The organism is Cysteiniphilum halobium, from assembly GCF_003574425.1.
In the GTDB taxonomy this organism is placed as follows: Bacteria; Pseudomonadota; Gammaproteobacteria; order Francisellales; family Francisellaceae; genus Caedibacter; species Caedibacter halobius.
The window spans coordinates 1-24,419 of the sequence record NZ_QLIU01000053.1 but is presented as its reverse complement, the minus strand read 5'-3'; the positions used below and the strand labels follow the sequence as shown (position 1 = coordinate 24,419).

The 24,419-nt window shown below is 37.5% G+C and carries 22 protein-coding genes and 1 riboswitch; of the genes, 13 read left to right on the top strand and 9 right to left on the bottom strand.

Annotation, left to right across the window (positions count from 1 at the left end):
* Positions 1-385: 385 nt before the first annotated feature.
* From DNK85_RS09365 to msbA, 3 genes are all read right to left on the bottom strand, one after another.
* Positions 386-1,225, bottom strand: a complete 840-nt coding sequence (locus tag DNK85_RS09365) for an amidohydrolase family protein (protein ID WP_119329309.1) — start codon at positions 1,223-1,225, stop codon at positions 386-388.
* 358 nt (positions 1,226-1,583) lie between these two features.
* Positions 1,584-2,603, bottom strand: coding sequence for a tetraacyldisaccharide 4'-kinase (gene lpxK, locus DNK85_RS09360; RefSeq protein WP_119329308.1), 1,020 nt, complete (start codon positions 2,601-2,603; stop codon positions 1,584-1,586).
* Between the two features lie 11 nt (positions 2,604-2,614).
* Entirely contained in the window at positions 2,615-4,375 is a 1,761-nt protein-coding gene (msbA, locus tag DNK85_RS09355) for a lipid A export permease/ATP-binding protein MsbA (RefSeq protein WP_119329307.1), read from the bottom strand.
* Between the two features lie 99 nt (positions 4,376-4,474).
* On the opposite strand from msbA, the gene DNK85_RS11920 reads away from it, so the two are divergent.
* The 4 genes from DNK85_RS11920 to yfaE all read left to right on the top strand — a co-directional run bounded on the left by DNK85_RS11920 (position 4,475) and on the right by yfaE (position 9,717).
* Positions 4,475-5,596, top strand: coding sequence for a CCA tRNA nucleotidyltransferase (locus tag DNK85_RS11920; RefSeq protein WP_119329306.1), 1,122 nt, complete (start codon positions 4,475-4,477; stop codon positions 5,594-5,596).
* 46 nt (positions 5,597-5,642) lie between these two features.
* Positions 5,643-5,867, top strand: a riboswitch (cobalamin riboswitch).
* A 151-nt stretch (positions 5,868-6,018) separates the two neighbouring features.
* Positions 6,019-8,307 (top strand): class 1a ribonucleoside-diphosphate reductase subunit alpha, encoded by a 2,289-nt coding sequence (gene nrdA / locus DNK85_RS09345; protein WP_119329305.1) that lies wholly within the window; start codon positions 6,019-6,021, stop codon positions 8,305-8,307.
* Positions 8,308-8,332: 25 nt separating this feature from the next.
* Positions 8,333-9,484, top strand: coding sequence for a class Ia ribonucleoside-diphosphate reductase subunit beta (nrdB, locus tag DNK85_RS09340; RefSeq protein WP_119329304.1), 1,152 nt, complete (start codon positions 8,333-8,335; stop codon positions 9,482-9,484).
* A 2-nt stretch (positions 9,485-9,486) separates the two neighbouring features.
* The gene (gene yfaE, locus DNK85_RS09335) at positions 9,487-9,717 is read left to right on the top strand and encodes a class I ribonucleotide reductase maintenance protein YfaE (protein ID WP_119329303.1); all 231 of its coding nucleotides are present in this window, start codon (positions 9,487-9,489) and stop codon (positions 9,715-9,717) included.
* Here the strand turns inward: yfaE and DNK85_RS09330 are convergent, their stop codons facing one another.
* Complete coding sequence (locus DNK85_RS09330) at positions 9,718-11,154, bottom strand: sugar porter family MFS transporter (protein ID WP_268876845.1); 1,437 nt, start codon at positions 11,152-11,154, stop codon at positions 9,718-9,720.
* Between the two features lie 246 nt (positions 11,155-11,400).
* On the opposite strand from DNK85_RS09330, the gene DNK85_RS09325 reads away from it, so the two are divergent.
* The 6 genes from DNK85_RS09325 (at position 11,401) to rsfS (ending at position 17,168) form a co-directional block, all read left to right on the top strand.
* Complete coding sequence (locus DNK85_RS09325) at positions 11,401-12,423, top strand: UDP-glucose--hexose-1-phosphate uridylyltransferase (protein WP_119329302.1); 1,023 nt, start codon at positions 11,401-11,403, stop codon at positions 12,421-12,423.
* Positions 12,417-13,592: a galactokinase gene (locus tag DNK85_RS09320; protein ID WP_162896652.1), complete on the top strand. Its 1,176-nt coding sequence runs from the start codon at positions 12,417-12,419 to the stop codon at positions 13,590-13,592. Before DNK85_RS09325 ends, DNK85_RS09320 begins: the two co-directional genes overlap by 7 nt.
* Positions 13,593-13,598: 6 nt before the next feature.
* A complete protein-coding gene (locus DNK85_RS09315) occupies positions 13,599-14,681 on the top strand; it encodes an aldose epimerase family protein (RefSeq protein ID WP_119329300.1) in 1,083 nt (360 codons plus the stop codon).
* Between the two features lie 148 nt (positions 14,682-14,829).
* On the top strand, positions 14,830-15,432 hold the full coding sequence (locus DNK85_RS09310) for a TetR/AcrR family transcriptional regulator (RefSeq protein WP_162896651.1): 603 nt from the start codon (positions 14,830-14,832) through the stop codon (positions 15,430-15,432).
* A gap of 65 nt (positions 15,433-15,497) precedes the next feature.
* Entirely contained in the window at positions 15,498-16,649 is a 1,152-nt protein-coding gene (nhaA, locus tag DNK85_RS09305; protein ID WP_119329298.1) for a Na+/H+ antiporter NhaA, read from the top strand.
* Between the two features lie 174 nt (positions 16,650-16,823).
* A complete protein-coding gene (gene rsfS / locus DNK85_RS09300; RefSeq protein ID WP_119329297.1) occupies positions 16,824-17,168 on the top strand; it encodes a ribosome silencing factor in 345 nt (114 codons plus the stop codon).
* A gap of 11 nt (positions 17,169-17,179) precedes the next feature.
* Here rsfS and DNK85_RS09295 read toward each other — a convergent pair whose 3' ends face one another.
* Positions 17,180-17,449 (bottom strand): hypothetical protein, encoded by a 270-nt coding sequence (locus DNK85_RS09295; protein WP_119329296.1) that lies wholly within the window; start codon positions 17,447-17,449, stop codon positions 17,180-17,182.
* 175 nt (positions 17,450-17,624) lie between these two features.
* On the opposite strand from DNK85_RS09295, the gene rsgA reads away from it, so the two are divergent.
* The 3 genes from rsgA (at position 17,625) to DNK85_RS09280 (ending at position 19,312) form a co-directional block, all read left to right on the top strand.
* Positions 17,625-18,605 (top strand): ribosome small subunit-dependent GTPase A, encoded by a 981-nt coding sequence (gene rsgA, locus DNK85_RS09290; RefSeq protein WP_162896650.1) that lies wholly within the window; start codon positions 17,625-17,627, stop codon positions 18,603-18,605.
* A gap of 83 nt (positions 18,606-18,688) precedes the next feature.
* On the top strand, positions 18,689-18,925 hold the full coding sequence (locus tag DNK85_RS09285; protein ID WP_119329294.1) for a type II toxin-antitoxin system Phd/YefM family antitoxin: 237 nt from the start codon (positions 18,689-18,691) through the stop codon (positions 18,923-18,925).
* Positions 18,926-19,312, top strand: a complete 387-nt coding sequence (locus DNK85_RS09280) for a type II toxin-antitoxin system VapC family toxin (RefSeq protein WP_119329293.1) — start codon at positions 18,926-18,928, stop codon at positions 19,310-19,312. It begins immediately after the preceding gene.
* A gap of 33 nt (positions 19,313-19,345) precedes the next feature.
* Here the strand turns inward: DNK85_RS09280 and DNK85_RS09275 are convergent, their stop codons facing one another.
* The 4 genes from DNK85_RS09275 to DNK85_RS09260 all read right to left on the bottom strand — a co-directional run.
* Positions 19,346-19,942, bottom strand: a complete 597-nt coding sequence (locus DNK85_RS09275) for a DUF559 domain-containing protein (RefSeq protein WP_119329292.1) — start codon at positions 19,940-19,942, stop codon at positions 19,346-19,348.
* Positions 19,908-20,324: a DUF4011 domain-containing protein gene (locus DNK85_RS09270; RefSeq protein ID WP_119329291.1), complete on the bottom strand. Its 417-nt coding sequence runs from the start codon at positions 20,322-20,324 to the stop codon at positions 19,908-19,910. The genes DNK85_RS09275 and DNK85_RS09270 overlap by 35 nt, the downstream gene beginning before the upstream one ends.
* A gap of 8 nt (positions 20,325-20,332) precedes the next feature.
* The gene (locus tag DNK85_RS09265; RefSeq protein ID WP_119329290.1) at positions 20,333-23,563 is read right to left on the bottom strand and encodes an SbcC/MukB-like Walker B domain-containing protein; all 3,231 of its coding nucleotides are present in this window, start codon (positions 23,561-23,563) and stop codon (positions 20,333-20,335) included.
* On the bottom strand, positions 23,560-24,419 hold an 860-nt coding region (locus tag DNK85_RS09260), incomplete at its 5' end, for a hypothetical protein (RefSeq protein WP_208123165.1). The genes DNK85_RS09260 and DNK85_RS09265, both read right to left, overlap by 4 nt.

Sequence of the window (24,419 nt, the reverse complement as noted above, 5' to 3'; positions counted from 1 at the left end):
ATTGCAATTATGAAAAAGAAAATGATATATGGAGAATATACAGCCTTAGAAGAATTGATTAAGCAGTATGGAAATATTTTGGAATGACTATAATTATCTCTATCCCTTACGATAAGAGCCTCCAAGCAATGCCAAAAAACACAATAAGCACTATGTTTTCTCAGAAAACACATCAAACTATTATTTCCTAGTTATGAAAAGTATTTTAATCTGCATCATCACTGCTGATGACTAATTTTCACACGGTAAACATTTTAAACAAAGAAACTATTAGGAAACAGTTGTTTCTATTTGGATTACAAAGAATGTATTGTCGACTTTTATTGATTCAGTTGATTGTTGATAATAATTTGTAATCTACCAATCCCTAGCTTTTTGTAGAGGATTAAAATTGATAAAATGTGAATGCATTATCATAAAAAATGTCTTTTTTACCACCACATAACTGATACAATGTTTCAAACCATTCAAGTGGATCATCACGAAAACACACAGGATTATTGGATGCATACATCACCCTTTGGTAACCAAAACAATCAATAGCATACTCGACAATAGCCTTGTTATTTTCCGTCTGACCTAGCATTTGTAACCCAGATAATTTTAGTGAAACCGACTCAATTTCCGATAAAACTTGCATGCTTTGCTGCCATAACATGCGCTGGTCGTTATGATCCCATAATGGCAAACCACAATGTTCAATCGCAGTTTTGATTTGTGATGCTTTAAGATATGGTGCAAGATTTAACAACTGTTGTGGGTAGGCTTGGCAGTCAAAAATAAACCCATAGTCTGCCAATATTTGTAGATTAGTTAAAAGATTTGGGTGCATCGATAAGTCCTGTAACTCAGGAGAGTAATCAACTGCCTTTTCATACGCCAAAATATGACGAATACCAACGACTTGTGGATATTGTTTTAGCTTGTCTAATTTAGCTATGAACTGCTTTCTTGCTAGCGTCATATCAACATAAGCAATATGTTTGATTTGCAGCTCAGGGCATTTTTGAGCCACTTTCATCAACCATTTAATTTCAACCTCCGTATCAATACAACTATCATGCGCCTCAATATGTACTGCACCATAGAGCTTGTAACACATTTTCTGCTGTAGACTTTGCGGTAAAAAATTCTGCTTGAGTCCTTCGTTTGATTGCTTTAAAACCCAACTGTTTATGTTTTGATTTAAATCCCAAAAGTGAACATGCGTATCGATAATCTGCAAAACACGGCTCCGTCAACTGTTGTTTTTATATTTTATAGTAGCCCATGGTGCTTTTCTATCCCGCTTGCACATCATTTTACACTATTTCTGACATTGAATTGCTCGCGCTCATAACCCTGTAACAATTTTGATACATAACAATACGCCACTGAAACTGTAAATTAATTTTTTTCTGTTATTCTTATAACAAATCCCGCACAAACCACAACCAAAGAGGTAAATACGATGAAATTATTTGACTTATATATCGACTACGTTCGCCAAAGTAAAGTGAACAACACAGATCAACCCCAAACTTTTATGATCAAATAAGTTTTTATTCACAAGATTAAAATACTTGATTAAACAAGTTTCTCTGTTAGAGTTTTCCTCCCCCCTTCCCCCTCTCTAGCAGAGATAGTTTTTTGTTTAATATTTCAAAAAAACCTTCTTCAATTTCAGGCGATATGGATAAGTAATACCAATTACTTTTGGCAAAGCTTTGACACTTTACTGCATCCTTATACGTCATGATTACAGGTTTTTCATCATCTATCGCTTTAAAATCTTCTGGTGTAAACTGGTGATGATCTTTAAAAGCACACTCTTTAACAGTGAATCCTAAGTTCTTTAATGTATTAAAAAAACGCTTGGGATGACCAATGCCAGCCACAGCATAACATGCACTGCCCATCAGTTTACTAAATTGATCAAGAGCGACCTGCTGATCTGTTGCTAAGCACACTAAACTTTGCGGCAATAATTGCATATCATATTGCGCTTTATTGCTTACACTGACCCTACCGCCACCATTGATAATCATCATATCAACCTCTTTTAAGCGTGTAATAGGCTCACGTAACGGTCCTGCTGGCAGACACAAGCCATTGCCAAATCGACGTTCACCATCAATGACTGCAATCTCTATATCTCGATGCATCGCATAATGCTGCAAACCATCATCACTGACAATCACATCAACAGCTTTCAATTTTTGTTCAATATACTGCATTGCCTTGACACGTTTAGGTGAAATAACAATCGGAATATCTTTTAATAGTTGATGTAGCATAAAAGGCTCATCGCCACAGATACTTGCTGTAGTCACATGATCAATCATAAAAGGGTAATGTACCGCCTTGCCACCAAAGCCACGGGTGATAATCGCCGGGTGATAACCCTGTTGCTGCAAATACTGGCAAGTGGCCTGAACCACAGGAGTTTTTCCTGTGCCTCCAACAGCAATATTGCCAACGACAATCACTGGTAATTTGCTTTTATAAGCATCTTTTTGTAGCTTGCTTCTACGCTTCTTGGCAATGCATGAGAAAAGCCATGACAAAGGTGTCAATATAGTTGCGCGCCAAGTTTTATGTATTGTGTACCAGTCCTTTTGCATCACTTAGCACTCTAATGAAGGGATTGATGATAGAGTTGATAATATAAGCTATTTGCATTTTGCAAAAGAGATTGATGATTACCGATCTCAATGATTTCACCACCATCCATTACCACAATCTGATCAGCGTGTTCGACTGTTGATAGCCTATGTGCCACAACAAAGGTCGTACGATCCTTCATCAATCGCTCTAGTGCTTGCTGCACAATACGTTCAGATTCATTATCAAGCGCACTGGTTGCTTCATCTAGGATTAATACCGGTGCATTTTTCAACAGTGCTCTGGCGATCGCAACACGTTGGCGCTGCCCACCGGATAGACTTAAACCATTTTGCCCAACCTCGGTATATAAACCTTTAGGCAATTTCTCAATAAAATCCCAAGCATTGGCTGCTTTTGCCGCATCAATGACTTCTTCTTCGCTAACATCCCCATCTCGACCATAAGCGATATTATGAAAAAGTGTGTCATCAAATAGATTTACATGCTGAGAAACCAACGAGATATGGCTACGCAAGTTTGCTAAAGTCAGTGATTGCATATCTTCATTATCTAATAAGATCTGCCCCTTTGTCGGTTGGTAAAAACGTGCTAACAAATTCACCATCGTTGTTTTACCACCTCCTGAGCGCCCTACTAAAGCAATGGTTTGACCAGGTTTTGCCACTAAATTGATATGCTTTAATACCATCTCTTTAGACTCAGGATAAGAAAAGCTTAAATCTTTAAATTCAACTTGCCCTTTAACATGTGACAACTGTTTAGTCCCTTTGTCTTCTTCAGATTTTGCATCTAAGATCTCAAAGATATCCTCCGTTGCTGCAATTGCCTTTTGAATGGTTGAATTCACATTGGTTAAGTTTTTAATTGGTTTGAGAATAGCCATCATTGATGCAAAAAAGGCAACAAAGCCACCTGCATCAAGCCAGCCCCCCTCTTTTAAGCCATAGGTTGCAACAATAAATAAAATCACCGCGATAACAATCGCACCAATAAACTGAATAATTGGTGAGGATAAACCATCGAGCATTAAGGTTTTGATTTGCTGGCGATAAGTATATGTTAAGTTGTGGTCAAACTTTTGCAGTTGATACTTTTGCCCACCAAATACACGTATTTCTTTGTAGTTAATAAGGGCTTCTTCAGCAAAATGTGTTACCGAACCCATCGCCGATTGCGTATTACGGCTATAGTGACGAAACTTCTTACTGATCCACGTGATAAAAACAGCAAGAAAAGGAGCAACAACAATCACTGTAATCGATAACTGCCAACTGGTCACCACCATCACAATAATAAGTCCAATAACAAAAGTACCATCTTGCACGACAGTGATAATCGCTGAACCTGTGGCACTAGTTACCTGATCGACATTATATAAAAGCTTAGAAAGTAATTTGCCTGACGAGGTTTTATCGTAATAATGTGCCGGCAGATCCAAAAATTTGCCAAACATACGCTTGCGAAAGCGATAAACAACTTGCGCACCAAGCTTCCCCATAAAAAATGATGATAAGAAAGAACCAATACCACGCAAAGTAAATAACAGTAAAAACAACAATGCTATGCCCTTTAAAAACTCACCCCCTGTTGGTGTAAATCCTTTGTTTAATAATGGCTTAATTAAATACATTGCATAAGCATCACACGCCGAATAGATGATACTACCGATGATAGAGATGAGTAATAAAGGCCATAGTGATCTGACCTCCCATAATAGTCTTTTGTATAAACTATAGGTTTTTTTATTCGCATTTCCAGAAACGTGCATATTTTTATCTTTATTTTATTTAAGAAGCAAAAATTGTGACAGAGTTTACCTAAATTTACTGATAACATAAAGAATAAGCTCGCTTAAGCTACAACAAACATGCAAACATACTTAGTCGGTGGCGCTGTCCGCGATCAATTATTAGACCTTCCTGTCAAAGATCATGACTGGCTCGTAGTTAATGCCAAACCTGAAGATATGCTAAAACTTGGGTTTATCCAAGTAGGTAAAAAATTCCCCGTGTTTTTGCATCCAGAAACACACGAAGAATACGCGCTGGCTCGCACTGAAGTAAAAACAGGAATTGGCTATCAAAATTTTCAATTCAATACTGAGGATGTTTCCTTAATTGAAGATTTAAAAAGACGTGATCTGACGATCAATGCGATGGCAATTGATGAAAATAACAAACTGCATGATCCATTCAATGGTCAAGATGATATTAAAAATAAAAAACTTCGTCATGTTAGTGACGCTTTTTGCGAGGACCCCTTGCGTGTGCTACGAGTGGCACGCTTTGCTGCAAAACTCAATTATCTTGGATTTACGATTGCGGATGAAACACTCAAACTTATGCGAACAATTATTGCCAATAACGAGCTAGAAGCTTTATCTCACGAGCGCATTTTACAGGAATTTATACACGCATTAAATACGCCAAATTTTGAAGTCTTCCTATCAATATTACAGCAGCTAGGTGCCTTTAAACATATCCTCAAACCCTTACAAAAATTTCCGCTTAATCGGCTTAAACCACTATTAAATGCCATTGTGCTTAAATGCCAGAACAACGATATTTTATTTGCTTTAATGTTTGTATATCTAGACAATGAACAACAGCTCATAGAAATATTAAACGAACTTAAGCCACCAAAAACCACGCAGTCCTTATGTCTTAGACTCTACCGTCACCATTGGTTTTTTAGCATCTTACAACAACAGCCAGAACAAGATATTTTGCAAACCTTAAAGACAATTGATGCGCTGCGCAATAAATCAGCTTTTAACGATTTTCAGATAGCACTAAGACATCTTTATCAAGGAAAACCTCAAGCTATATTTAATATATGCTTGTGTGATAAAATTCAGAAAGCCTTAACGCAATATGATTATGCGATAGCGCTTAAAAATATTCGCAATAAACAAACGATTGCCAAAACGGTGATGAAGCTACAGTTACAGCTGATCAAAGAAATTATCAAGAGCAAATTACCAGATTAAGCACAAATAAAACTTTCGCTTTTTTCCACTAAACGCTATAGAATTCTATCGCAACATCGCTAATGGTTTGCGCAGGTTTGCGCAACGCAAGAGGGAATCTGGTGTGACTCCAGAGCTGGCCCGCAGCGGTAATTGGAAACAAACGATACACGTTGATTCTCACCTTTTGAGACTCAAAGACATGCACTGATCGAAACGATTGGGAAGCAGTATCTAGTAGGTGTTTAACGCGTCCATAAGCCCGAATATCTGCCATTGGTTAATAGATTTTATGTTAAACAAGCTTTCGTGGAACAAAGCACATATGGCATAAATATTTGGCATTGGTTGATAAATAATAAATCAATATCACCATGTTCCTTGCTAGCCTATGTCCTTGTTCTCGATCGCCTATTGAAACCACCGCGGATAGAGGATAAAGAATGAATGTAAATGTTACCAAACGCTCAGGGCGTTTAGAACCTGTCAACCTTGATAAAATCCATCGCGTGATCACGTGGGCTGCTGAGGGTTTAGAGAATGTTTCGGTTTCACAAGTTGAGCTGCAATCACACATTCAGTTGTATGAAGGTATGAAAACAGCAGATATCCAGGCGATTATCATCAAAACTGCTGCTGATTTAATCTCTGAAGAAACACCAGATTATCAATATATGGCAGCGCGCTTGGCGATTTTTCACTTGCGTAAATTAGCTTATGGCGAATTTGAACCACCGCATTTATATGATCATGTGCAAGCACTGGTTAAAGCAAATAAATACGATGGCCATTTACTAGATGACTACTCACAGACTGAATTTGAGCAAATGAATACACATATTGATCACTGGCGTGATATGAACTTCACTTATGCTGCGGTGAATCAAATGCAAGGCAAATATCTGGTGCAAAATCGTGTCACTGGCAAGATTTACGAAACACCGCAAATGCTTTATATGCTTGTCAGTGCTTGCCTATTTTCAAAACATGACAAACAAACACGCATGCAACATGTACTTGATTTTTATGATGCGATTAGTCAATTTAAGCTTTCTTTACCTACACCGATTATGGCCGGTGTGCGCACCCCTACAAGACAATTTAGCTCATGTGTGCTTATTGATACCGATGATAGTTTGGATTCAATCAATGCCTCAGCATCTGCGATTGTTAAATATGTATCACAACGTGCCGGCATTGGGATTAATGCCGGCAAAATACGCGCACTAGGCAGCGAAATCCGTCAAGGTGAAGCATTACATACTGGGTGCATTCCATTTTATAAGTATTTTCAAACAGCCGTGAAATCATGCTCACAAGGAGGTGTGCGCGGAGGTGCTGCTACCTTGTTTTACCCACTATGGCATTTAGAAGTTGAGTCCCTCTTGGTGCTTAAAAATAACCGTGGAGTTGAAGATAACCGCATCCGTCACTTGGACTATGGAGTGCAAATCAATCGCTTAATGTACCAGCGCCTAATCGAACAAAAAGATATCACACTGTTTAGTCCCAGTGATGTGCCGGGTCTGTACGATGCTTTTTTTGCTGATCAAAGCAAGTTTGAAAAGCTTTATATTACTGCAGAAAACAATCCTGATATCCGTAAAAAAACACTTAAAGCAAGTGAGCTTTTCGCACTTTTAATGCAGGAACGCGCACAAACTGGGCGTATTTATATTCAAAACGTTGATCACTGTAATACACACTCGGCATTTAACGCACAACTTGCGCCGATTAAACAATCTAATCTGTGCATGGAAATCACCTTACCCACTAAGCCACTTGAGCATATTTTTGATGAAAATGGCGAGATTGCATTGTGCACTTTGTCAGCATTTAATTTGGGTGCGCTTGACTCTCTTGATGAGTTAGAGTATTTATCCACGTTAATCGTCACCGCCTTAGATCATTTATTAGATTATCAAAACTATCCATTAGCATCGGCAAAAATTCCAGCAAAAGCGCGTCGTAGTTTAGGCGTTGGTGTGATTAATTTTGCTTATTACTTGGCTAAAAATCATGTCAGATACAGTGATGGGAGTGCTAACAAACTGACACACCAAACCTTTGAGGCAATCCAATACTATCTACTTAAGGCATCGAACAGGTTAGCTCAAAAGAAAGGTGCTTGTACATATTTCAATGAAACAAGCTACGCCCAAGGCTTATTACCGATTGATCATTACAAAAAAAGTATTGATGCGTTTGCTGATTTTACTTTGCAGTATGATTGGGAAGTCTTGCGTAAAGACATTAAAACATATGGTTTACGTAATTCAACCTTAAGTGCAATCATGCCATCAGAGACTTCATCGCAAATATCAAATGCTACTAATGGCATCGAGCCACCACGCGGACTGGTCTCGATCAAACAAAGTAAAGATGGCGTATTAAAGCAAGTCGTGCCTGAGCTTCATCGGTTAAAGTCTCAGTATGAGCTGTTATGGCAAATGCCTAATAATAGTGGCTATTTACAACTATGCGCGATTATTCAGAAATTTATTGACCAGTCAATTTCCGCTAATACCAACTACGACCCACTTAAATTTACTGATCACAAAGTACCGATGCAAACATTGATGTCTGATCTATTAATCGCTTACAAATATGGCTTAAAAACGCTTTATTATCACAACACGCGTGATCATGCCAAAGAAAGCAAAACATCAACTGATCATGTCATTGAAATAGCAGATATCGACGAGTGTGAATCAGGCGCTTGCAAAATATAATGATGAACAAGGATAATAAACTAATATGACACAAAGCTACCATTATTCGACGTTTCAAACGGCTTCAAACAATCAATTGCATGAGCCGATGTTTTTTGGCACACCCGTGAATGTCTCACGCTTTGACCAACAAAAGCACTCTATTTTTGAACGCTTAATTGAAAAGCAGTTGTCTTTCTTCTGGCGTCCTGAGGAGATTGATTTAAGTCGTGATCGCGTTGACTTTCAAAAGTTCAATGTGATTGAAAAACATATTTTTTTGTCTAATTTGCAATATCAAACCTTGCTAGACTCAGTACAAGGGCGCAGTCCAAATATCGCCTTTTTACCACTTGTATCCTTACCTGAGCTTGAAACGTGGATTGAAACTTGGAGCTTTTTTGAAACAATTCATAGCCGCTCCTATACACATATGGTGCGATCGTTGATGGATGATCCAAGTCCTGTGTTTAATGCCATTGTTGACAACCCTGAGATTAGGAAACGCGCTGAAAACATCACTTACTATTACGATCAGTTGATTATGCAAACACAGCTTTTACAAACGCAAGGTACTGGAAACTATAGCATTGAAGGTAAAACCATTAGCGTAAATCAACAAAGTGTTAAAAAAGCGCTCTACTTAGCACTACATGCCGTTAATGCACTTGAAGCAATTCGTTTCTATGTCAGTTTTGCCTGCACATTTGCCTTTTCTGAGCAAAAGAAACTTGAAGGATGTGGCAAGATCATGAAGCTTATCGCTCGTGATGAGTCCGTACATCTAACCAGCACCCAACATATGATTAATATCATTCTCTCTGGCAAAGACGGTGATGCTGAACTAACCGAGATTGCACATAGTATGCATGATGAAGCTAATTCTATTTTTAAAGAAGCTATATCACAAGAAAAGGCCTGGGCAAAGTATCTCTTCTCGCAAGGCTCTATTTTGGGACTTAATGAACAGATTCTTTGTCAATACATTGACTACTTAGCCAAAGAGCGGATGCAAGCAGTTGGGCTAAATACCGATGATATTGCCGCTCCCAAAGGCAATCCAATACCCTGGATTAACCATTATCTTAATTCCGATAATGTCCAAGTCGCCCCCCAAGAAACTGAGATTAGTTCATATCTTGTCGGACAAATCGATAGTAATGTTTCAGACAATGCCTTTAGTGATTTTGAACTATAACAATGGTCCGTATTAAGCTCAATGAGCAAATTATAACGATCGATAATAATGAATTAACAATACTAGAGTGTATTGAACAACAAGGTGTTTCCGCTAACTTCCAATGTCGCAACGGTGTTTGCGGCACATGTCGCTGTCAATTAATTTCAGGAAAAATTGAATATGTCAAAGAGCCTTTGGCTTTTATCAAAGAAGATGAAGTACTTATTTGTATTGCTAAAACACAGTTGTAATTAACGCCCAATATGTGCAAGACGTTTGCCTGATTTTAAGTTTTGCTCTATTTGTTCTAATGAAACACCTTTTGTTTCAGGAACAAAGAATTTAGTAAAGAACATACATACAAGACAGACCAACCCAAAGCCAAAGAAAGTATTTCCTGGAGCAAAAGTTAACCATGTTAACGCAAAGTTCCCTAAGATAGCATTACAAACCCAATTTGATGTCGTTGATGCAGTAATTCCAAAATCGCGGCCTTCTAGCGGCTGGATTTCAGAGCATATAATCCAAATCATCGGCCCCATTGAAATTGCAAAACCAAATATAAATACCAAACAAAAAATCAGTGTAATCCATTGCACAGCAGAGCTAAGCTGCATATGTGAAACAGGTAGGTTATTGATCAGCTCAACCGAGTAATGCGTTTTAAACACTATACCAACGATAAGACAAGATAAAACCAATAAACTCAAGCCAAAATAAAGAATTGGTTTGCGCCCAAATTTATCGACATATTTTATCGCTAAAATAGTTGTTAATACATTTACCAGACCAATGACAATTGTTGCTACTGCAGGATTGCTAAAACCTGCCATTTTAAAAATATCTGTTGAGTAATACATAAAGGCATTCATCCCAGTAAACTGTTGAAATGCTTGCAATAAAATCCCTAATAGCAGTACTTTTAAGAAAAAGCCATGACGTAGCATTTTAAAGCCACCGCCTTTGATATTGGTTGTATTTTTAATTTCATCTGCTTCTTTATAAGCTTCTTCATCATTATCTCGAATTCTTTTTAACACAACTAGTGCCTTTTCTTCCTGTCCAGTTAGAATAAGCCAGCGTGGGCTTCGAGGTAAGGTTAGACAACCTAGCAACATAATAATTGATGGAATGGCAATACTGGCAAGCATAATACGCCAAGAGCCTGTTGAACTTAAGGCTGAATTACACAGATACATTAAGAAAATACCAATCGTAATCATAAATTGGTACATGGCAATAATCCCACCCCGAAACTCTTTAGGTGCAATTTCTGATAGATATAGTGGCGAAATAAAAGAAGCAATACCAACGGCTAATCCAACAACAAATCGTGATACCAATAAAGCATCAAAGTTAGGTGCAAAAACACCTACAAATGTAAATACGGTAAAAATCAATGCCGCGATGATCAATACCACTTTTCGCCCAAAGCGTCGTGATAGAAAACCACTAAAAATTGCACCAATTGCAGCCCCAACAAGTAATGTGCTCGCAACATGTTGAGACTGCGTTAAGCTTAAGCTAAAGTTTTTGACAATTAAATCTAATGAGCCATTAACATAGGCAATATCCATCCCAAATAAAAGCCCAGCCAAGGCACCAATAATGGCAACACGTATGGTTATTGCATTTAATTTTTTCTCTTTCATCACGCCCTCCCTATTTGCATTTTCTACATTTCCAATTTTCACCAAAGTTTCGATTGTATGTTATCGATTTAATTTTTATTTGTAAATATATTACCTGTTTATTATTTTCCAAGAGCTTTAAGAATCTTACTGATTAAGCCTGACAACATGATCAAGCATCAATCAATACTTCTAAAGTTAACACTCAAGCACTTCATAAAAGCATGAAACCATTTGAATCCGCTTTTTAGTTTCGCTACCATCTACTGTAAATTCCCAACATTTAGACAGTGGCTTTTCATTATGACATCAACAAATCCATTATTTGAGCGCTCACATCGCCGCCGTAACCCACTCACAGGCGAATGGGTTGTCGTCTCGCCACATCGATTATCAAGGCCATGGCAGGGACTCAATGAAGTAAAAATGTCTAATAAAAGACCGCATTATGATCCAGAGTGTTATCTATGCCCGGGCAATGTTCGCGCAAACGGTGTCAAAAACCCTCAGTATACAGAGACTTATGTTTTTGATAATGATTTTCCAGCCTTGATGTCAGCACAAGCCAATGAACACTTTAACCATTTAACAGATACATTAATGGCAGCGCAACCAGCCAATGGTATTGCCAAGGTGATTTGCTTCTCTCCAGATCACAGCCTAAGTATGGCCAAGATGAATGAAAAGGACATTACAGCAGTGATCTCTACTTGGCAGGGTGAGGTTAATGAGATTTCAAAAACCTATCAATGGGTACAAGTATTTGAAAATAAAGGCGATATTATGGGCTGTTCTAACCCTCATCCGCATGGGCAAATTTGGGCTTGTGATTTTCTACCTACTGAGGCTGACAAAGAGCATCGTCAGCAACAAACTTACTATCAAAATCATCAAAGTAATTTACTCATCGATTATGTTAAGCGTGAGCAAAATGCACAAGAACGTATTGTACTTGAGAATGATGAATGGCTTGTTGTGGTGCCATTTTGGGCTGTTTGGCCGTTTGAAACATTATTAATTCCTAAGTCACATTGCGCACATCTAAACCACCTAAATGAAAATCAAAAAATTAAACTTGCCAGCATTCTTAAGGCACTGCTACAAAAGTATGATCGACTATTTGGTGTTTCATTTCCATATTCTATGGGCTGGCATGGCTCCCCTTATGCGAAAGATGACCCATTTTGGCAATTGCATGCCCATTTTTACCCACCCCTACTACGTTCAGCTTCGGTTAAAAAATTCATGGTTGGTTTTGAAATGCTCGCTGAATCACAACGTGATATTACACCCGAAGACGCTGCAAAGAGGTTAAGCATATTATGATATTAGCAAAACATAACAATGATCTACATGATCACTATCAATCAATCTTTAATCGCCAAGATTATCAATGCTTTTACGCACCAGGACGTGTTAATTTAATCGGTGAACACACCGACTACAATGATGGCTTTGTTATGCCTTTGGCAATCAATATGGGGACAACCGTTGCCATCGCACCACGCAATGATACTAAAGTCAGCGTTTATAGCAAAAACATGGATCAATTGGATCGCTTTGATTTAAATAATTTTTCAGCTTCAGAACATTTACAATGGTGCCGCTACGTTGGCGGCATGCTGTCACTTATCCAGCAAAGTGCTAAAGAAATAATAAAAACTAAAGGTGCTGACATTTATATCTCTAGTAATTTGCCGATTGGTGCGGGATTATCATCCTCAGCCTCTTTAACTGTTGCCTTAGGTTACGCTTATACAACACTTTATCAACTTAAATTTGATAAGATCGATATTGCCAAATTAGCGCAACAAGTCGAGCATCAATATATTGGTACACTTTGTGGCATTATGGATCAAATGGTCTGCGCATCCGCTTATGAGAATCACGCACTTTTGATTGATTGCCAATCACTTAAAACAGAACATATCCCTTTTAATTTAACCGATGTATCACTACTAATCTGTGATAGTAATGTTAAGCACAACCTGGCAGAGTCTGCTTATAACAAACGCCGTCAAGCATGCGAGAAAGTTGCAACAACTTTTAATATCAAGTCATTAAGGGCGTTAACCATTGAGCAATTAATGGCATCAAGAGATTTATTGGATATTGAGAGCTTTCAATGTGCCAAACACATTATTAATGAAAATCATCGTGTTCTACAGGCTGCTAATGCCATGAAAAACAATGACTGGCTGACGCTTGGCAAACTGATGTATGCTTCACACAACGCATTACAACATGAGTATAAAGTAAGCTGTGATGAGCTTGATTACCTGATTGAGTTATCGATTGAATACCCTGGAGTATACGGTGCACGGATGACAGGAGGTGGCTTTGGCGGATGCACGATACATTTAGTTCAAAATCACGTTATTGATCATTATCAGCATCACCTGAAAACCGCTTATTACAACCGCTTTAAAAAATCACCGACTTTTTATATCTCACGCGCTTATCAAGGAGTTCATTTACTAGATGGAGTAAACTAAACAACGATGAAAAACAACAGTTCAACAACGCATATTCATAGCCGATGCTTAGACCAAACACTTGGCATTTACCAAATCAACATCGATCACCCCCACATTAAATTACAACTTTTAAATATCGGTGCGGTAATCCAATCGCTGTGGGTACAAGACAAGCATCAAGCTTGGCAAGATATCGTTTTAGGATTTGATCACTATCAAGACTATCTTAAAAGAAACAATCCATCTTTGGGAGCAGTCCATGCTGTTGTCACCAATCGCATAGCCGACGCGCAATTTATCTTAAATGATCACATCTACAGACTCTCGGACAACGAGTCAGCAAATGCGCTACATATTGGTAATTTAAAAAATAGAGTTTGGCAACAGTCCATCATTAGCAATGAGCACGCCCAAGGTGTTGCCTATCACATCAAGCTTGAAGATGGTTACGGTGGTTTACCAGGACCAATGACGATTACCATTGAATATTTGATCTTATCCGATGGTACTCTACAAGTTGATTATCTTACTCAAACCAATGAAAATGCTGTGATTAGTAATCTCACCAATCACAGCTACTTTAATCTCAATGGCAACACGCATAATAAATTAGATCAACATGAACTAACACTTTATTGCGATACTTATCTTGAAACAGATGATCAGCTGATTCCAACGGGAAAAACCGTTAAAGCGCATGATGCGCTTGATTTTTCCCAATCTAAGTCATTGACTGATAGTTTATTGCAAAATAATAAAAGATTACGCCAAAATAAAGGCTATGATATTTTTTATATTCTATCTAAATACGACAATAAAACATTGAAATATCAGTTATGTGCTGAGCTAACAAGCAAAACTACCGGTATCCATATGCAATTATTGACTACATATCCAGGATTACAGTTATATACCGCTAATTTTTTAAGCAACTGCAAAGGCAAGTATGATGAAATATATCAACCATATTGTGGTGTATGCCTAGAAACACATGACTATCCAGATGCACCAAACCATCCCCATTTTCCAAGCATTGTGACACCTGCACATCGCTTAAGAAAACATAGCTCTCGTTATATATTCTCAACTGTTTTAACAAATACATAATGAGCGGGGGATACAAGTATTTTATAGCAAAACCTCTCTTCGTGTTGCATCAAAAAAAACAATGGCTACCAAAAGCCAGCTAGGAAAGTCTGTAAAATAATTTACAAGCGTTATATAATGCCAAGGCAGTAACATAAGGAGTCCGTGTGTGGCAGAAAAGCAAAAAGGTCAAAAGAAAATCATTAATGCCGCTAAAAAGTTATTTGTCAAAAAAGGCTTTGACGGCACCTCACTACGCGATATTGCAACCAAAGCAAATGTCCCTGTGTCTTTGATCTATCATTACTTTGAAAACAAGGTTCACTTATGGCAAGAGGTCAAAGTGAGTCTCTTGATTGATAGCGGTTGGATGGGAGATTATAATCTTGATAAAGACCGTAATTTTGCTGAATTTCTACAATATTTTATCAATATGCGCTTGCAATTATTATACGCCAATCCTGATATTGTACGACTCTTTGATTGGCAGCGCCTTGAAAATGGCAAAAACCAGCTTTTTGGTTTGGGTAATGCGCCAGAAGGTAGTAAATGGAAAACACTCTTAGATTACTTACAGATTTATCGCAATAAAGGTCAAATCACAAGCAACCTCAGTGATGAGGCTGTAACGAGTATGGTCTTTGGCTTAATTTTAGGTCCATTTGTACGTACAGGCCAAGCTTATTTTAAAAACGAAGATGAGTATTCTATCTATAGAGATACTATCACAACCACACTAATCCAAACGCTTGCTGTAAAGCAAATTGAGTAATTTTTAAAACGCTCTACCATAAAAGCAAGTTAATTTAATGAAGATAAAGAAGAGGAAAACCATTCATGAGCAAAGAGAAAAAGCTCAGTATTGAAGTCATTGGTGGCATTATCTTATTCACAGCTGCAGTTGCTGCAATCGTTGTCAATAATTCGTGGCTTAGTCCATATTACCACATGCTTGACACAGTGTATGCTGGAGTATCCATTGGTAATTTCGCCTTTCAGAAAAGTTTAGTTCACTGGATTAATGATGGGTTTATGGCACTTTATTTTTTATTGGTTGGTTTGGAAATAAAACGTGAATTTGTAGGTGGAACACTTTCAAGCAAATCCAATATTATTATTCCTGCTATTGTTGCTTTCTTTGGCTTATTGGTGCCTGCACTTATCTATTTTCTGATTAATCAGCATAACTCAAGCTATATTGATGGCTGGGCAATTCCTACAGCCACCGATATTGCCTTCACTTTAGGTATACTAGCTCTTCTTGGTTCACGTATTCCTACATCACTTAAAATACTTGTTACCACCATTGCAATCTTTGATGACATTGCTGCTATTGCAATTATTGCAGCATTCTACACCAGCAACTTATCACTTGTGTCATTATTTGCTGCCCTTATCTGTATCGTGATACTTATTTGTATGAATCGTTTGGGTGTTAGAAAGCTCGCACCATTTATGGTTGTTGGCGTCATCATGTGGTTGTGCGTTTTACAATCGGGAGTGCATGCCACTCTTGCCGGTGTCGCTTTAGCATTGACCATTCCACACACTGAGAAAAACTCGCCTCTTTTAAAACTTGAGCATGGTTTAAACCCTTGGATTATTTTTATGGTGTTACCGTTGTTTGCTTTTGCCAATGCTGGTATTAGTTTCAGTGGCATGAGTGTGTCACATCTATTTCACCCCGTATCACTAGGTATTATCTTGGGGTTATTTCTTGGTAAACAAATTGGTATTTTTATTAGCCTGTATCTATTTAGTAAAACCAAATATTTTACCATTGGGCGCCAACTCTCTATAGCACAACTCTATGGCATTGGCTTAGTTTGTGGTATTGGCTTTACTATGAGCCTTTTTATCGGCACACTCGCCTTTTCAACACCTGAGCTTATGAATATGGTCAAAGTTGGAGTACTCGGTGGATCATTGATTTCAGGAATTGCTGGCTATCTTGTACTTAGAAAATATTGTGCACCAGCTCAAAAATAATACACTAGAATTTTGGTTATCTCGCAATAAATGATAGCTGAATAACTTCTTAAGCCATAAAATCAAAGAGACGAAACATCAATGACAAGGCAGTTATATATACTCCTTGCTTGTTTTCTCAACTTCGACTAAACTGCTATGCTTTGAAAATCGACAAGAAAATCCTACTAAACCATGGAAACAAAAGAAATTCTAGATCTAGCCGTTAGTGCATTAGAAGATGTCAAAGCTGAAGATATCACGGTTATGAATGTAGAGCATTTAACTGAGCTGATGAGCTATGTCGTGGTCTGTACTGCAAACTCGGGGACCCATGCCAAAGCCTTAGCTAATAATCTTGAAATGACTGCTAAGAAAAATAATATCAACATTTTAGGTATCGAAGGTGAGGCCAAAAGCGACTGGGTTCTTGTTGATCTAGCGGATGTTGTTGTCCATATTATGAAAGAAGAAACCAGAGATTTCTATCAATTAGAAAAGTTATGGGATATCAAACCAAGCTCGCCTAAAGCAGTTTAATATTTATACAATCACATACTACTTAATAATAACTTCATCTCCTCAGGGGAAACAAATCCCGCTAGGCGCTTTGTGCCTTTGCGAATTTCAGTCACTGACAATACCATCTGACATAATTGCTCTAAAAAAGTAGCACTTGACTTGCACCCTCTTGCTGCTGCTAATTTCATAATATAGCGCAAACGCTCCAGCGTCTTTTTATCTTTATTTGCAGCTTGATTAAATGATTTAAAATAATTGACAACCCAATCGAAAGTCAGTAAAAATTTTCCTTTTAACATGCGGACTCCTTACTTGATGTATAAGTTTATATCCGCTTTAAATAATGGCTTGAAGCTTGATTAATTTCAAGATTTATTAGCAAATTAATAGAGATTAATCAACAATTTACGCTGTATTATTTTATGCCAACAGCTATAATCTACATCAAACACCTGATGAGAATTAAGAATACCGTTGTCAAAACGCAATTTAAGTAAACAACAACTTCGCAATATCAAAACACATAAAGCATCTAATGAGGACTTATCAAATGCTTTGTCAGGTCTTGTTATATCACATTGTGGTAAACTCATTGAAGTTGAAAGCCAAGCCGGTGACATTATTTTTTGTCAATATCGCCAGAATTTAGGTGCTATTGTGGCTGGTGACAAAGTGCTATACCTACCACAGAACAATAGTCAATACGGTATTATCTGCCAAATACTGCCGCGCTATAATGCATTAATACGGCCTAGTAAACTTGCACACAATCATAAAACTATGGCAGCGAATATTGATCAATTAATTATTATGCTTGCCGTTACTCCCACACCAATTGAACATTACATCGATCGCTATCTTGTTGCAGCACATCATATGGGTGTTAAACCGATTATTGTGATAAACAAAATGGATTTATTTGCTGATGCTAATAACAAAGCACAACTAGAAACTATTATCCATCTTTATCGCAAGCTAGAGTATGAGCTAATTACTTGTTCGGCATTGCAGCATGAGAATCTGCAGGCACTGAAGATGCTTTTGAAGCACAAAACGTCGATTATCGTTGGTCAGTCTGGTGTTGGCAAATCTGAGATGCTCAATGCATTATTTGGCACGAATGTAACACTAACAGGCGAGATTTCAGAACAGAATAATCGTGGCAAACATACCACAACAAGCGCGCGATTATTTCACCTAGACCAAGGTACCCATATTATCGACTCCCCTGGCATTCGTGAGTTTGGCATTTGGCATTTAAACAAAGCGGATATTTTCGCCGGCTTCAAAGAGTTTGTTCAACAAGAGAATGAGTGCAAATATAGAAACTGCGAGCATATCGAAAGCACCGCAGGTTGCACGATTAGTCAAGCCGTTGATGCTGGTAAGATCAGCAAACAACGCTTTATAAACTATCATCGATTAATTCATGAGCATTTAGAGCATAAAAACTAACTTTAGGATTATTTGGACAATCAAGGAATCATTGCATATACTAAAAGCACAGTAAGCATACTATCTAATTGAACGAGGTTCTTATGCATCATATTTATGGTATTGGCGATGCCAAACAAAACTTTCCCAAACTCATTAATTTAGTATCAAACTCTGGTGAGGAAATTCTAATCACACGCGATAAAAAATTAGTCGCTAAAATTATTCCTGTGGAAAAGAAAAAGCGTATTATCGGAAAACTTGCTGAGCAAACCTACTATATGTCTGAAGATTTTGACGCGCCCAATGATGCTATTGACCAACTATTTTATGGTGAATAAATGTATTTACTCGATACCCATTATTTAATTTGGCTATTATATGAGCCTCAAAAACTATCCGCCAAGTTGACTAAAATCATTGAAAACCCTGATAATGATATCTTTTTCAGTGCAATGAGCATCTTTGAAATCACCATTAAAGAATCTATTGGCAAACTCAACGTTGCTCCTGATTTTGCCCATCATCTTGAAGAATCCGGATTACAATCTTTACCCTTTCTAGCTGATCATGCCAACTGGTTACGCACGTTAACACTCGATATTCATAAAGACCCATTTGATCGTGCTTTAATTGCTCAGTCAGTAGTTGAGGGTATAAACTTAGTTACCAAAGACAAACTGATTTTGCAGTACAGTAAAGATCTACGTAATATTAAAAACTTATAACCAACTCATCTGGGGTAAATTAAAGCTCACTAACTAAGCCAAAGCTTTACCTGATGCTTTTTCTAAGGCATTTAATACTGGCTGAATTTGCGCCTGTGGGTTTTTAAACCAGTCACTTGACCAGATTCTTATTATCTTCCACCCTAGATTTTCCAGTACGCTTTGGCGCAAATGATCCCTATCTCTGGCTGATTTAGCACTGTGGTAGCTTGCACCATCACACTCAATCGCCAGCAAGTACTGCCCTGGATTATTAGGATCAATAACTGCAATATCTAAATAATAACCAGCAACCCCTAGTTGCGCTTCACATTGATAACCATGGCTTTGCAACATATCAATAACAGCAACCTCAAAGTCACTTTTTGGTGACTTGGCTGTTTTTATTGGCATATAGCCATGTCCAGACTCACAAAAATACAAAAATGCCTTAAGTGCTTTTTTTCCACGTTGTACAGCACTTTCTGAGCAAAGAATATCACGTGAGTGCATTGAAGTAAAAATCTCCATTTTTCTTTTTGCTCTGGTCAATAAAACGTTTAATCGGCGCCAACCATCACTATAGTTAATTGGACCAAAGCGTTGCGCTACTTTTTTAAGGAGCCTGCCTACTTTTTTCTGAACCATCATCAGCCCAATGTAAAAATCCAATAACTAGATATAGGGCATTACTCCCCGTCTCCTCTAGTATCATCTGAGCATTTGATCGCATAACTTTTAATCGTTGATTGAGAATCTTTTGATAAATAAGCGATTGTAGGTCTGTAGTCTTGTTTACTGTATTTAGGTTCTGATCTTGCTCTTGCAAATACTGCTTCCATTTTTCAGCACTGACTTTGTTTAAGACATCCTTTTGCCAATCATCATTTTCTAGGATATTAGCATAAGGGGATTGAACAATTTGTGCTCTAGTTGGCTCTGGAACACCCATAAACTTAAGAGACTTGTCCTCTTGCAAAGTACTTACCAGCGCATTTAAATCATGCCCCGTCACTTCTAATGTCTTTAACATTAACCACCTCAGCACCCCACACCACTTAATACACTTTTTCCACCTGAGATTGGAGTGACCTTGATCTGCGAGCTAATACGCTCTTTAAGTGCTGGGACATGCGAAATCACACCGATTAATTTACCATCTTGCTGCAAATGTGATAGTGCTTCCAACGCCATCTCTAGCGCATCTTCATCCAATGTACCAAAACCTTCATCTAAAAATAAAGAGTCAACACGAACTTTTTGACTTGCCATTTTGGATAAACCAAGTGCCAAAGCCAAGCTCATAATAAAACTCTCACCTCCTGAGAGGTTTTTTGTCGTGCGTATTTCCCCTGCTTGATAATTATCAATTACATTTAATTCTAAAGGTTCATTGCTATCACGCACTAACAGATAGCGATCACTCATCTGTTGTAATTGCTGATTGGCATAATTAACCATCAGTTCAAAAGTTAAGCCCTGAGCAAAATTGCGATACTTTTTGCCATCTTGTGAACCAATCAATGCTCTAAGATTTGCCCATTTTTGCGCTTGTGTTTTTTGCTTATCAACACTCAATAGCTTATTTTCAAATGCCAACACGGCATTATCATGCGCTTGTAATTGCGTATTTAATGACCCTAAACTCTCATACGTTTGTTGTTTTTCATTTTGGATAAACTGTTGCTGCTGCTGCAAATTTTCCAGTTTCTCGTCTGTCAATGACGCATTATGAAGTTGTTTATACTCATTCTTTTTAATGTTTAGCTGACTATAGATCTCACGGCAATGATTTTGTAATTGCTCCGCTTGCTGTTGCAATGGTTTGATTTGATCTATTTGCTTTAAAAGCTCTTTAAAGGCATCTTCATCCATCATATTGTATGACTTTAGCTGCTCATAAAAGTCCTGTTGCCGCTGCCTAGTCTCATTGTCTTTTTCTATTTGCAATGCCTGATAGGTACTTAATTGAGTCTTCAATTCGAGTATTTTATCATCACTCGCTTTTACCTCTTTAGCAAAATGATCATATTGCTTTTGAGCCTGATCAACTGCTTGTTGCAATTGCTGCTCATATTCATCAGGATCTCTATCTGCAAATAACTGTTGCCGATCTTGGACAAGTGATTTCTTTTCTTCATTGAGGTTAGCTATTGTTGCTTGCTCTTGTTGTATAGAAGCATTGTTCTGCTTAATTTGCTGTTCAACAAGATTTAGTTGCTCAGTAAACTGTTGTTTTTGTTGTGCATAGTTTTGCAGTGCCTGTTGCGTTTTTTGCCATTGATCCAGACGTTGTTGTAGGTCATCATTGACTTCAGAGAGTTGCCCAACATGTGTTACTACCATGCCATATTTATTCAACATTTCATTAAATTGACACATTGCCTGTGATACGCTTTCTTGCGCTAGTGATCGTTGCTCTTTTGCCTTAGCTAATACTGATTTGGCACTTGTTACTTTTTCATCTGCCACACGTAACTGCGTCGTTGAATCACCATACACTTGCTGCTTTTTAATAACCTGCTTCTCTTGCTCAGAAACTTCTTTTTGCGATGCTTTTATTTTTTTAATCTGTGATTTCAATGTTTTAATGTCATCATCTGCATCAAATACTGGTAAGTCCTGTGTATAAGGGTGATCCAACGCGCCACACAACGGACAAGCTTCTCCATCAATGAGCTTGTGGCGCTCTTTCTCTAAATGAATAATGACTTTTTGCTGCTCTTGGATATGTAGTTTAAGCTCCAAAGTCTCCTCATAATCTTCAAGCTGCTTACCTGCCAATATACTTTCAAGATTAAGACTTAATGTTGCCAAATACTGCTTAGCTTGATCTAAATCATTATTAGCAATATTCGCCGTTTGTTGGCATTGATCTTGTTGCTGCACAGCTTGATCTAGTTGCTTTTGCGTCTTTTCAACTTCAGTATGATAATCATTAAGTGCATTGTGCTTATCATTGATTGAAGTGACTTGCATTTTGATGCTTTGAAAATCACTAACCAAGCTCTGATCAACCGCATGATCCTGAGTGTATAAAATATTATCTTGATTGGCTTTATCAAGCTTAATGATACCCTGTTGGATACTTTCTCTCTGCTTCTGTTGATTCGTCAGCTCAGTATTTAATGCATTGACTCTCTTTTCAAGCTGATGCAATTGATCTTGTTTATATTGAATATTATGATCAAGCTTGCGCACGTCTTTAATGATTGGAGTTTGTTCTCCTTGAGCTTCTTTAGCTTGTTGCCAACCTGCTTTTGCCGCATTAGATTTTTCTACAAATCGATCCGCATCTTTTTGTAACTGTGGACGCTTAAGCTGCAAAGTATCAATCTGATCTTTCACTTTGTTTAACTCAGCATAAACACTCTGATAAGCCTCATAAACTGGATTCATCTCTTTGACTTGCTGTAAACGGATCAATTGCTGCTGTTTTGGTTTGAATGCGTCTTGCTGTTGCTGTATATGCTCATATTGCTTTTGTAGCTGCGACACCTCATGTTCAAGCTTCTCAATGGTTTGAAGCCAATTCACTTTATCACTTAAGACTTTTTCGCTAGTATCTAATCGCTCAATCAGTGACTTGTTAATGACAAGATCATTATTTAGTTGTATCAGCTTCTCTTGTGATAATACCTGAATACCTTCTAACTCTTTTTGTAATAATATAACTTTATCTGTTTCCTGCTTATCACGCGCATACACCATTTTGGAAATATCACTATAAATTTCAGAACCCGTCATTTGCTCTAAGATTTCAGATCGCTCATCTGACGACGCTTTTAAAAAGGCAGTAAAGCCGCCTTGTGCTAACAAAATCGATTTACAAAAACGCTTAAAGTCCATTCCTGTTTTGTGCTCAACGAGCTCTTTAACTTTTTTGATTTTTGTTTCTAATACTTTAGCCTTATTATAATCACTGATTTCATGCTTTGGTGATTGCAACTTTCCATCTGCTTTGCCTCGCGCTTTGCGTTGACTCCAATGACATTGATACACACCTTCATTCGTCTGAAATGTAATTTCTGCAAAACATTCTCCTGTTTGGCGTGACATTACTTCATTGACCGACTCAGAGATAATTTTTAGTCGTGGCGTCTGCCCATAAAGCGCCAAACAAATCGCATCTAATATGGTTGATTTACCCGCTCCAGTTGGGCCTGTAATCGCAAATAACCCATTATCTATGTAATCAGCATTAGTAAAATCAATTGTCCATTCACCATATAAAGAGTTTAAATTTTTGAATCGTAAGTTGAGGATTTTCATTGTTTGTCCTTATTAGTGTCGGCCTTATTATGAGCTTTTATAGGCGCATCATAAATAGCAATAATTGATGAGTTTGGTATTGTTACATCAATAGTCTCACTTTCTGAAATAGGCACTCTAATTTTGGTATTTGAGCCTATGCCCTGAAATAAAATATTAACGTTTACCAGTGTACAAAACTGTGAGTTATCTGAACAATCTAAATGTTTTTTTAATATTGCTCTTCCTTTATGCTTTGCCGAGTTAATTAATGGGATTAGCTCGTCTCGTTTTGCAACGATAAGAACATCACCTTTTGAAAGGTTAAGGGCTTTTATAGGAATTTGACTCAATGAAACATGTGTAAAAAAACCTGGCATTCCTAGGCCAATTAATAGCGCAAAGAAGGTAAATACAAATGCTGAAAACAATCTTATCGATCTATTTGGCATACTTATAAATGAAAAGACTACAACAGTAGCTATAGTTAGTATCAATGTTACTAATAAACCGATAAACTTCATGGCAGGAGAAATATAATTTATAACATTTCCCAGACTTACAGCAATTATCATAACTAATAAGACTATTAGCATATATAAACTATATAAGAGCATCGCACCATTAATTGCATTATTTTTTTGATCAAAAATATCTGTATATTTAAGTTTTTTAGATACCTTTAAAACCACCCATGAAACTGATATAGATGCCTGTTGCACAATAATAAAAAAACTTAAGTAGGAAATTCCTGAGACAGCAGCTACAGCAATCAATGTATATAAATCCCCAATACTAAGCATCCCTATATTCATTTGAATATGTAATAGATACGCCATGTTCAACTTTTTTAAGTAGTAGATATTGCATAGCATAA

Coding starts and splice junctions, on each gene's coding strand:
- DNK85_RS09270 (WP_119329291.1), bottom strand. CDS start 20,324: ATGTTAAAGACATTAGAAGTGACGGGGCATGATTTAAATGCGCTGGTA.
- yfaE (WP_119329303.1), top strand. CDS start 9,487: ATGGTCCGTATTAAGCTCAATGAGCAAATTATAACGATCGATAATAAT.
- lpxK (WP_119329308.1), bottom strand. CDS start 2,603: ATGCAAAAGGACTGGTACACAATACATAAAACTTGGCGCGCAACTATA.
- rsfS (WP_119329297.1), top strand. CDS start 16,824: ATGGAAACAAAAGAAATTCTAGATCTAGCCGTTAGTGCATTAGAAGAT.
- nrdB (WP_119329304.1), top strand. CDS start 8,333: ATGACACAAAGCTACCATTATTCGACGTTTCAAACGGCTTCAAACAAT.
- DNK85_RS09285 (WP_119329294.1), top strand. CDS start 18,689: ATGCATCATATTTATGGTATTGGCGATGCCAAACAAAACTTTCCCAAA.
- DNK85_RS09265 (WP_119329290.1), bottom strand. CDS start 23,563: ATGAAAATCCTCAACTTACGATTCAAAAATTTAAACTCTTTATATGGT.
- DNK85_RS11920 (WP_119329306.1), top strand. CDS start 4,475: ATGCAAACATACTTAGTCGGTGGCGCTGTCCGCGATCAATTATTAGAC.
- msbA (WP_119329307.1), bottom strand. CDS start 4,375: ATGCACGTTTCTGGAAATGCGAATAAAAAAACCTATAGTTTATACAAA.
- nhaA (WP_119329298.1), top strand. CDS start 15,498: ATGAGCAAAGAGAAAAAGCTCAGTATTGAAGTCATTGGTGGCATTATC.
- nrdA (WP_119329305.1), top strand. CDS start 6,019: ATGAATGTAAATGTTACCAAACGCTCAGGGCGTTTAGAACCTGTCAAC.
- DNK85_RS09275 (WP_119329292.1), bottom strand. CDS start 19,942: ATGATGGTTCAGAAAAAAGTAGGCAGGCTCCTTAAAAAAGTAGCGCAA.
- DNK85_RS09315 (WP_119329300.1), top strand. CDS start 13,599: ATGAAAAACAACAGTTCAACAACGCATATTCATAGCCGATGCTTAGAC.
- DNK85_RS09295 (WP_119329296.1), bottom strand. CDS start 17,449: ATGTTAAAAGGAAAATTTTTACTGACTTTCGATTGGGTTGTCAATTAT.
- DNK85_RS09325 (WP_119329302.1), top strand. CDS start 11,401: ATGACATCAACAAATCCATTATTTGAGCGCTCACATCGCCGCCGTAAC.
- DNK85_RS09280 (WP_119329293.1), top strand. CDS start 18,926: ATGTATTTACTCGATACCCATTATTTAATTTGGCTATTATATGAGCCT.